The sequence below is a fragment of the Streptosporangium sp. NPDC006930 genome, assembly GCF_040635605.1.
GTDB lineage: Bacteria > Actinomycetota > Actinomycetes > Streptosporangiales > Streptosporangiaceae > Streptosporangium.
This window is the reverse complement of the sequence record NZ_JBEYID010000017.1, coordinates 17989-27227: the sequence shown is the minus strand read 5'-3', so window position 1 is coordinate 27227 and position 9239 is coordinate 17989. Positions and strand designations below refer to the sequence as shown.

The following is a 9239-nucleotide window of genomic DNA, read 5'->3' as shown; positions in this document are numbered from 1 at the left end:
GGGGGGCGTACCGCCCCGTGTGTTGTCCGGGGGGGGGTCCCCCCCCCATTTGGGGGGCCCCCCCCGCGTCAGGGGTCAGGATGGGAGAGCGTCAGGACGGCGGCGCCCTCGACGCGATCCCCGGCCAGGTCCGCCAGAGCCCGGTCGGCCTCGGCCAGCCGATAGGGCACCGTCGTCACCCGGGGTGGGTGAAGCGTCGCCAGTTCCAGATAGGCGCGGCCGTCGGCGCGGGTGTTGGCGGTGACGCTGCGCAGCGTGCGCTCCTGGAACAGATGCCGCTGATAGGTCAGGGGCGGGATGTCGCTGAGATGGATGCCCGCCACCGCCAGGGTTCCGCCCCGGTCCAGGGCGGCCAGCGCGACCGGCACCAACTCGCCTGCCGGGGCGAACAGGATCGCCGAGTCCAGCGGTTTCGGCGGGGCGTCCGCGGCGCCGCCCGCCGAGGCCGCGCCCAGGGCGACGGCCAACTCCCTGGCCCGCGCCGAGCGGGTCAGCACGTGCACGGTCGCCCCCTGGGCGACGGCGATCTGCGCGGTCAGGTGCGCCGAGGCGCCGAAGCCGTAGATGCCCAGCCGCCCGCCGGGTGGCAGGTCGCTGCGGAGCAGGGCCCGGTAGCCGATGATCCCCGCGCACAGCAGCGGCGCGAGCTTCTCCGCGGGGACGTCGCCGGGGAGCGGGTAGGCGAAGTCCTCGGGAACGGTCAGGTATTCGGCGTAGCCGCCGTCGGCGTCCCAGCCGGTGTAGGTCGAACCGGGACAGAGGTTCTCCGCGCCCCGCAGGCAGTAGCGACAGTGCCCGCAGGTCGAGCGGAGCCAGGCCACCCCCACCCGGGTGCCCGGCGCGAGCCGCCCGGCGTCGGGGCCGGCGGACACCACCCGGCCCACGGCCTCGTGGCCGGGCGTGGTCCGCGGGCGTCGCGGCCGGAGATCGCCCTCGGCGAGGTGCAGGTCGGTACGGCAGACCGCGCAGGCCTCCACGCGGACCAGCACCTCACCGCGTCCGGGGGAGGGGACGGGGACGCGCACCGGCCGCAGGGGACGCGAGGAGATCGGCCCGGGGTGGGTGACGACCCAGGCGTCCATCTCCGAGGGGATCACGGGCGGCTCCTGAGACGGAGGGGCCGGCTCGGCGGGGGTCACGGGTCGCGCCGCCGGATGCGACGGCCGGTGACCTCGGTGGCGGCGATCCGCACGTACGGCTCCCGCTCGCCCCCCGCCCACGGCCGGACGCCCAGCGCCGCCAGGGCGGCGCGGTCCTCCTCCGAGGAGACGTGGTGGATGCCGCCGCGCACCAGCACGCTCCAGCCCTCGCGGCCCGCGTCGTCGATCCGGTCGACCTCGAAGGCGACCTTGGATTCGATCCCCTGGGCCCCGGTGCGCAGGGCGTCGTCGAGCGGACCGCCGAAAGCGGTGCGGAAGATCACCGAGCTGCCGTGCAGGGCGTAGTCGACCGGCAGGATCACCGGCCCGCCGATCTCCTCGAAGGCGACGCGCCCCACCCCGCCGGGGGTGATGAGCCGCAGGCACTCGTCCCTGTCCAGCGTCTCCAGCGCGGACCGAAGGGGCGGCCGTCCCCGTTCGGACGGCAGGGCGGCCTTCCCGTCGAGCAGCTCCTCGGGCCTGGTGTCCAGGGCGGTGGCCACGCGGTTCACGGTGCCGGTGTTCGGCGAGGCCGCCGAGTCCTCCAGGTGGGCGAGATGACTCGGATCGATCCCGGCCCGTCGCGCCAGCTCGTCCTGGGTGAGGCCGAGATCCTCGCGTCGCCTGGCGATCCGGCGGCCGAGGCCGCCCGGGGCCGATACGCGTCCAGTCATGGGATTCTCCCGCTGAGATGATCGATGTCGCTGCGAGTCCGGGGCTCCTCCGGCTCCGCGCCCCCCGATCGGCATCACCTGAGGCCTCCCCTGCCTGGTGCGCCGCTAATCCGATGCGGGAACGACCCGCTCGACGGGACCTTCGCCGTCCCCGTCACGCGAGGGTCGGCGTGCTCAGGGAACCGCTCCTTGGGGACCTGGAATCGGCGGTCGCCACAGTCCCGACCTCGACCTGCGGGGGTTCGTTCCGCGACCTGCGCCTTCACGAAGAAAACGGCTCAGTACGGGTTGCGGACCGCCCGCTTGAGGAGGGCGTCGAACATCGCGGCCGGGAGTCGCGACAGCCAAGCGCCGAGCCGTGGACTGGCAGCACCAGACCACCACCGAACTCGCGGGCACCTTCAGCGTGATCGCGGTGGAAGACCACGAGCGCGCGATTATCGCGACTACCGGGTCCGGTGGACCGGGCGCGCCGCCGCCCTCGGCGTGGAACCGGTCGTCCTGGGGCCCGTCGGTCACGAGGAGTTGCCGTCGCTGGTCGCCTCCGCGGCCGTCTTCGCCTTCCCCCGCTCATGGAGGGCTCCGGACTGGCGGCGATGGAGGCGCTGGCGGCGGGCGTGCCACTCGTCACCCGGGACCTGCCGGTCCTGCGCGAGGTGTTCGGGACCGCCGCGCGCTTCGCCGCCGACCCCGCGGGTTTCGCCGGCCAGATCGGCGCGGCGCTGGCCGGAGACGACCTCGCCCGCCTGGCCGCGGGCCGCCTGCTCGCCGCCCGCCACACCTGGCGGTCGGCCGCCGAGCGGCACATCGCCCTGTACGAGGCCCTGCGCGAACCCGCCGGCTCGCGTGGCGGGGAGACGGCCCGCGACCGTCAGCTCGCGCGAGGGGTGGACGGCCAGTCCGGGTAGAGGATGGCGTTGATGCCGAGCGCCGCCGCGGCGTGGACGTTGACGGCCCGGTCGTCGATGAAGGTGACGTCGCCGGGGGCGGCGCCGAGGTGGCGCAGGACCTCCTCGAAGATGGCGGGGTCCGGCTTGGACAGGGACAGGCGGCAGCTGTAGAAGCGATGGGTGAACGCCGCCGCCCAGGGGGCGTCGTCGATGGCGGCCGCCAGCGGCTCGGGGGCGTTGGACAGCAGGGCGAGCCCGTGGTGTCCCGCGAGCTCCTCGATGGCGCGCAGGCTCTCCGGGTTGAGGTGCAGCCAGCCCTCGACGTCGGCCGCGTCGAGCTTGGCGACGAGCGGATCGTCCTCGGTGAGCGTCCTGCCGGCGACCCCGCTCCAGTACGAGTGGGAGGCCTGACCGCGGTCGAAGGCGTCGCGGTGGCGCCAGTAGCGGTCGCGGAAGGTCACCTCGTCCTGGCCGATGAGCTCGGCCATCGCGGCCGTCGCGCCGGGCGGCTGCGAGGTGGAGATGACCTCGCCGTAGTCAAGCAGCATCCACGTGGTCACGGGCTCTCCTCGGAATCGTCCTGCGCCGGTGGTCTCGGTGTCGGCCGAGATGCGGCGGATGGGTTTCGCGCGTCTCGCGCTCGGCGGGACGTGAGTGATCAAATGATCGTACGGGGCCGTTCCGGAACTCTTTCGTGTTCATTCGATCGTACTTCGTGTGCGATTGCAAGGTGTGGATCTCGGTCGCCGCGGTGTGGAAAGGATGCCGGCGCCCCTTGGTCGTACGCCTGCCCGGTCTCGGCGCCGGTCAGCCGGCTACCGGGCCGGACCTCAGGGGAGAGTCCCCTTCCTTGTCGTCGGTCGTCGCTGCCCGGGTGTCGTCCCGGTTCGTCGCGCGCCGATGGTGCCGCCGCGCCTTGAGGCGGTTGCCGCAGGCGGCCATCGAGCACCAGCGGCGGGTGTTGGCCCGGCTGTGGTCGATGAGGAACAGGCGGCAGTCGTCGTTGGCGCACGGGCGCAGGCGGCCGGGCAGGGTTTTTTGGAGATGCGCCCAGGTCAACACGCATCGGAGGCTGAACGGTTCGGCGGAGCCGATGTTCAACTCCCAGCGCACGCCGTCGTCGCCGACCGACGGGATTCGCGACACCCCTTCGAGAAAGGGCTCCAGCGTCCGCGCGGGTTCTTCGCCCCTGACGACGAGGGCGATCGCGTCTCTGACGCGGCGCGCCGAGGCGGCGGTGGCCGGCGAACGGGGCAGATCGCGCTCACCCAGCCACCGGGCGGCGTCGCGCCGGTCTTCCAGCGCGTCTGTGGGGAGGCCGTCGACCACGGGGGTGGTGTTGAGCAGGTCCAGAAGAAGGTCAACATCCTCTATAACCGCCTTGAGCATGTTGACAGGTTAGCAGTGATGGTGCTTCGCTGGTTGCAAGTAACCCCCTCAATGAATCGAAGAGGTTAGGCATGGATGAGCGAACCCGCTACCGCACCACCGTTGTGCGCGGACAGGAGATCTTCTACAGGGAGGCCGGAGACCCCGGCGCGCCGGTCCTGCTCCTGCTGCACGGCTACCCGACGAGCTCCCACATGTTCCGTGATCTCATCCCGAGGCTGGCCACCCGGTACCGGCTCGTCGCACCCGACCACCTCGGCTTCGGCCACTCCGCGATGCCGTCCGTGAACGACTTCGACTACACCTTCGCGAACCTGGCCGAGATCACCACCGCCTTCACCGAGCAACTCGGCCTGTCGCGCTTCGCCATGTACGTGCAGGACTACGGCGCACCCATCGGCTGGAGGCTCGCCGCCGCCCACCCCGAGCGCGTCACCGCGATCGTCACCCAGAACGGCAACGCCTACCTCGACGGGCTGGACGAGGACTTCTGGGCGCCGATCCGGGCCTACGGCGCCGATCCCTCCCCGGCCACCGAGGCTCCCATCCGTGAGTTCCAGACCCTCGACGCGATCCGCTGGCAGTACACCCACGGCGTGCCCGACGAGAGCCTCGTCAGCCCCGACACCTGGCGCCATGACTTCGCGCTGCTGCGGCGTTCGGGCAACGCCGAGATACAGCTCCGGCTCGCCCGCGACTACATCACCAACATCGATCTCTACCCGGTCTTCCAGGAGTACTTCCGCGCGAGCCAGGTCCCGCTGCTCGCCGCATGGGGAGCCCACGACGAGATCTTCAGGCCGGGAGGCGCCACGGCCTTCCAGCGCGACCTGCCCGATGCGGAGATCCACCTGCTTCCCGCCGGTCACTTCGCGCTGGAGAGCCACGGAGCCCAGATCGCCCGGCTCATCGACGACTTCCTCGGGCGCAACCTTCCCCGCTGACCGCCCCCACCGGTGCTGCGGCCGAGGCGCGGGGAGGGATGACGGGATGCCTCACCGCATGGCTTCCCCCCCGGGCCTCAGGTGGTGGCGATCGTCAGGTCCGCGCGGGCGCGGACGTCGTCGCGGGCGTGGAAACGCTCCTCCTGGGCCGCCCAGCGGTCCCAGTGCGGGGCGTAGAGATCGCCGTCGCGTTCCAGCGCGCGGGCCTTGCGTATCTCGTCGGCCGCCTCCAGCCACAGCAGGCCGCTCAGGTACGGCGCGGCGGCGAGAGCGCCGGAGCCGGTGCCGTCGAGGATCAGGATCTCGGTGACCGGGACCTCGTGCCACTCGGCGTAGCCGCCGTCCGCCCAGTCGTAGCGCCGCCATCGCGCGGGCCGCTCAAGGCTCAGCGGACGCAGGACCCATTCGACCAGCGCGTCGACCCCTCCCCGCAGGCCGTCCCATCCGGGATAGAGGTCGTCCATCCGTATGACGGGCGCGGCCAGCTCCGAGGCCAGGGCGGTGGCGAGGGTGGACTTACCCGATCCCGAACGGCCTTCGACCGCCAGGACGCGGGTACGGCCCGCTCGGGCGGGGCGGGTGCGCAACCAGAGCGAGATCCGCGGCGCGTGGTCGTTCACGCAGGAGTCACGGGAGGTGCCGCAGACCGGTTCGCGCACGGTTTCGCGCACGGTGGACGAGCGATGGGTGGATCACGCGCTCCGGCGGGTGCGCCAGCGGGTCAGGATCTCACGGTCGGAGTCGCGCTCCTCGACGTCGCGGCGGCGCTGCTCGTCCTCGTCCTGCGCGAGGGGCAGCCAGTCGGGGTATTCGGGGTCGTCGCGGCCGATGTCACGGGTGCCGTCGACCTTGGTGCCGTTGTCCAGCGTGGTCGTCGCGGGGACGCGGAGGGTGCCCCCCGGCAGCATGGTCACGTTCATCGCGTGGCCTTTCCTTCGTCTCTCCTGACCGCTGTTCGCCCAGCATAGCTCCGGGGGTCGTGGCACGCCCACGGTCAGCCGATGCCGTACTGCCCCGACAGCCGGTGGTACACCTGTTCGGCCTCCGTCTCCTCGCCGATCAGGTGGAGCAGCCGGGTGGCCCTGCGGGTGAGCACGCAGGCGAAGGCCTCGGCGAACAGTTCGGTGACGTCGTCGCGGTAGGGCGGCCGAAGACGGTCGCGGGTGCGGGCGTGCAGGCCGGTCCAGAAGGGCGAGTGCGAGGGAAGCCGGTCCATGTGGTCGGTGGCGTGGCCGATCTCGTGACCGCACACCGACACCGAGGGCGAAGGGGCGCTCCCCACCCCGATCCGCCGCTGCCGGGGATCGTACACACCCGCGCTGCGCTCCCAGTGGCCCGCCTGCAGGGGCAGTGCGACACCGCGCAGCCACTCGAAGCCGGGAAGGTCGGGCACCGATCCAGGACCCACCACGATGCCGCCGCTCAGGTGGGTGGTCAGACGGGTGGCGAGAGCCTGCGGCATGGCCGCCAGTGTGAGTATCGCGAGGAGCGTTTCCGCCGGCGGGAACGTGCCAGGCTCCCAGGTGCGGGTCAACCGCGCCTCCAGTGGGCCGACGTGCAACCAGCCGGGACGTCCTCTGCTGTGATCGGCCAACGCAGCCGCTTCTCCTGGATCGGGGGGTGAGCCGCCACGGCTTGCGGCCGGGCCGATCCGGTCCACGGGCCGCGACGGTGATCATGTGAGACTACATCTCCCGCGCCGGGCTCGCACGGGTACGTCTCCATCGAGCCCGCCCGCACCTCTGCAGGGATCCTGGCCGGGGAACCGCGGGCCGCTCGTACGGACCGCCTACCGGTGCCCGACCAGGACGGCGTGGTGATCGGCGCCTTCCCCGTCGTCCGGGTCGGCGTGCACGGTGGCGGCACCCAGGTGGGGCAGGTGATGGATGAGCCGGTGCTCGGCCTCCACCGCCACGGTGTGTGCCTGGAGCAGCGACAGGTCCTCACCGACCACGATGTCGACCTCGGCGCGCAGCGTGTGGCCCACCCAGCGCAGCCGCACCGACCCCACTCGCCGCACACCGCGGGTGGCGGCCAGTATCCGCTCCGCGTGATCGACCAGGGCCGGATCGACCGCGTCCATCAGCCGGTGGTAGATCTCGCGGGCCGCGTCCCTGAGGACGAAGCAGATGGCCACCGTGATCAGCAGGCCGACGATCGGGTCGACGATGGGGTAGCCCAGCGCGGAACCGCCCGCGCCGAGCAGCACGGCCAGCGAGGTGAGGGCGTCGCTGCGGGCGTGCAGTCCGTCGGCGACGAGCGCGGCCGATCCGATCTGGCGCCCGACCCTGATCCGGTAGCGGGCCACCCACTCGTTGCCCGCGAAGCCGATCACCGCCGCCGCGGCGACCCAGCCGAGCGCCCGCACCTCCTGGGGGTCCGCCAGGCGCCGCGCGGCCTCGTACCCGGCGAGCGCGGCGGAGGCGGCGATGATCAGAACGATGACGATCCCGGCCAGGTCCTCGGCTCTGCCGTAGCCGTAGGTGAACCTGCGGCTGGCGGCCCGGCGCCCGAGGAAGAAGGCGATCGCGAGGGGGATCGCGGTGAGCGCGTCGGTGACGTTGTGCAGCGTGTCACCGAGGAGGGCGACCGAACCGGAGAAGGCCACGACCACCGCCTGGAGGAGGGCGGTCGCCATGAGCACGGCGAAGGAGACGGCCAGCACGCGCAACCCGCGACTGCTGGACTCCAGGGCGGAGTCGGTCCTGCTCGCGCTGTCGTGGCTGTGCGGGGTGAGGGCGTGGCCGGCGCGTGAGAGCAGCCCTACGAACCGGCGACCGCCGGGGCCCTGTCGTTCGTGTCCGTGTTCATGGACGGATCCGTGTCCGTGTCCATGTCCATGTCCATTCGTGTGCGCGGGCTCGTGGCGCTGATCGTGAGGAGAGTCGGAGGCGGTGGACTCGCGGGGGGACGGAGAACCGGCGTCCTGCTGGTCGGACATGGCTACCTCGTTTGCGGCCGATGCGCTTTTCCCGGAGTATATGTAGTCATGTATGCACGCGACAATGAGTCAGGTGACAAGCCGTCGCAGGAGCAACCCACCGGCGCCCAGGTGGAGACCGCCGTCGAGGCGTTCCGGATGCTCAGTGACGCCACCAGACTGCGCCTGATGTGGCTGCTGTCGTCGGGGGAGTACGACGTCGGCTCGCTCGCGGAGGCGATCGGGGTCGCGCGCCCCTCGGTCTCCCAGCACCTGGCGAAACTCCGCCTCGCCGGACTGGTGCGCACCCGCAGGGACGGCCGCCGCGTGCTCTATCGGGCCCGCGACGCCCATGTCCGCGCGCTCATCGGTGAGGCTCTTTTCCACGCCGATCACGAGGTCTCCGGCACCCCGCGCCACGACTGACGCGCACCTGACGCCGATGTGATCGCGACTCCTCGTGGTCGCGTCCGATTGATCCGCCAATTGACAGATTAATTTGTCTAATGGTTCCATGGGGGCGTGACGCCGACCGAGATGACACTCATGGACGAGCCCGACCGTCTGCGCGTGGCGCTCACCCCGATCCGCCGGCGGCTTCTCGTCCGCCTGCGCGAGCCCGCCTCCGCAGTCCAGCTCGCGACCGAGCTGGAGCTGCCGCGCCAGCGGGTCGGATACCACCTCAGGGTGCTGGAGGAGGCCGGGCTGATCGAGTTGGTGGAAGAGCGCCCACGGCGCGGTTTCGTCGAGCGCGTCATGAGGGTCACCGCGAACGCCTTCCTCGTCGATCCCGGCGTGCTCACCTCACCGAACGAAGCCGATGAAGCCGGTAAGGCGGACGGAGCCGACGGCGGTGAAGGGGGTGACGACGGGGCCGCCGGGGTGGCCGAGGGGTTTTGCCGTGTCGCCGACCAGTACGCCGCCGAGCATCTCGTCGAGGTGGCCGCCGACACCGTGCGCGACGTCACCCGCATGGCCGCCGCCGCCGACCGGAAGGGCGTCCGGCTGCTGACGTTCACCCTTGAGGCACGGGTGCGCTTCGCCGAGCCCGGCGACGTGCACGACTTCACCGACGCGCTCGCCGACGCTCTCTCACAGGTGGCGGCACGCTTCGACACTCCCGGAGGGCGGCCCTACCGTCTCGTCGCCGGCGGACATCCGGCGCCCGGCCCGCGGGAAACCGGCGGGCATGACACCTCGGGCACGCCGGAAAGAGACGGGCACTCGGTCTCCGAGGCGCCGGAAACCGGCAGCTGACATCCCTCCCAGGCCCACGGCCCGGG

12 protein-coding genes are annotated in these 9239 nt (G+C 72.0%); 4 read left to right on the top strand and 8 right to left on the bottom strand.

The genetic code is table 11. The features are described 5' to 3' along the window. Nucleotides 1-68 precede the first annotated feature (68 nt). Together ABZ664_RS26890 and ABZ664_RS26885 are read right to left on the bottom strand one after the other, a co-directional pair. Nucleotides 69-1097 carry a zinc-binding alcohol dehydrogenase family protein gene (locus ABZ664_RS26890; RefSeq protein WP_362515567.1) on the bottom strand — a complete coding sequence of 343 codons (1029 nt, stop codon included), beginning with the start codon at nt 1095-1097 and terminating at the stop codon, nt 69-71. Between the two features lie 38 nt (nt 1098-1135). Beyond that, on the bottom strand, nt 1136-1813 hold the full coding sequence (locus ABZ664_RS26885) for a pyridoxamine 5'-phosphate oxidase family protein (protein WP_362515563.1): 678 nt from the start codon (nt 1811-1813) through the stop codon (nt 1136-1138). Between the two features lie 572 nt (nt 1814-2385). On the opposite strand from ABZ664_RS26885, the gene ABZ664_RS26880 reads away from it, so the two are divergent. Further along, the gene (locus tag ABZ664_RS26880; RefSeq protein WP_362515561.1) at nt 2386-2721 is read left to right on the top strand and encodes a glycosyltransferase; all 336 of its coding nucleotides are present in this window, start codon (nt 2386-2388) and stop codon (nt 2719-2721) included. Here ABZ664_RS26880 and ABZ664_RS26875 read toward each other — a convergent pair. Next, entirely contained in the window at nt 2685-3263 is a 579-nt protein-coding gene (locus tag ABZ664_RS26875) for an HAD-IA family hydrolase (protein WP_362515559.1), read from the bottom strand. The two genes, ABZ664_RS26880 and ABZ664_RS26875, sit on opposite strands and share 37 nt — an antisense overlap. A gap of 247 nt (nt 3264-3510) precedes the next feature. Next, a complete protein-coding gene (locus ABZ664_RS26870; RefSeq protein WP_362515557.1) occupies nt 3511-4092 on the bottom strand; it encodes a CGNR zinc finger domain-containing protein in 582 nt (193 codons plus the stop codon). A gap of 71 nt (nt 4093-4163) precedes the next feature. Here ABZ664_RS26870 and ABZ664_RS26865 point away from each other — a divergent pair, with 71 nt between their 5' ends. Continuing rightward, nucleotides 4164-5036 carry an alpha/beta hydrolase gene (locus ABZ664_RS26865; RefSeq protein ID WP_362515555.1) on the top strand — a complete coding sequence of 291 codons (873 nt, stop codon included), beginning with the start codon at nt 4164-4166 and terminating at the stop codon, nt 5034-5036. A gap of 77 nt (nt 5037-5113) precedes the next feature. Here the strand turns inward: ABZ664_RS26865 and ABZ664_RS26860 are convergent, their stop codons facing one another. From ABZ664_RS26860 to ABZ664_RS26845, 4 genes are all read right to left on the bottom strand, one after another. Then, the gene (locus ABZ664_RS26860; protein WP_362515553.1) at nt 5114-5695 is read right to left on the bottom strand and encodes a hypothetical protein; all 582 of its coding nucleotides are present in this window, start codon (nt 5693-5695) and stop codon (nt 5114-5116) included. 33 nt (nt 5696-5728) lie between these two features. After that, nucleotides 5729-5956, bottom strand: coding sequence for a hypothetical protein (locus ABZ664_RS26855; protein WP_350947260.1), 228 nt, complete (start codon nt 5954-5956; stop codon nt 5729-5731). Between the two features lie 74 nt (nt 5957-6030). Beyond that, nucleotides 6031-6630 carry a hypothetical protein gene (locus ABZ664_RS26850; RefSeq protein ID WP_362515550.1) on the bottom strand — a complete coding sequence of 200 codons (600 nt, stop codon included), beginning with the start codon at nt 6628-6630 and terminating at the stop codon, nt 6031-6033. 195 nt (nt 6631-6825) lie between these two features. After that, the gene (locus ABZ664_RS26845; RefSeq protein ID WP_362515548.1) at nt 6826-7977 is read right to left on the bottom strand and encodes a cation diffusion facilitator family transporter; all 1152 of its coding nucleotides are present in this window, start codon (nt 7975-7977) and stop codon (nt 6826-6828) included. A 48-nt stretch (nt 7978-8025) separates the two neighbouring features. On the opposite strand from ABZ664_RS26845, the gene ABZ664_RS26840 reads away from it, so the two are divergent. Together ABZ664_RS26840 and ABZ664_RS26835 are read left to right on the top strand one after the other, a co-directional pair. Beyond that, on the top strand, nt 8026-8382 hold the full coding sequence (locus ABZ664_RS26840; protein ID WP_362515546.1) for a metalloregulator ArsR/SmtB family transcription factor: 357 nt from the start codon (nt 8026-8028) through the stop codon (nt 8380-8382). Between the two features lie 96 nt (nt 8383-8478). Next, nucleotides 8479-9213 (top strand): helix-turn-helix domain-containing protein, encoded by a 735-nt coding sequence (locus ABZ664_RS26835; RefSeq protein WP_362515544.1) that lies wholly within the window; start codon nt 8479-8481, stop codon nt 9211-9213. Nucleotides 9214-9239: the final 26 nt, after the last annotated feature.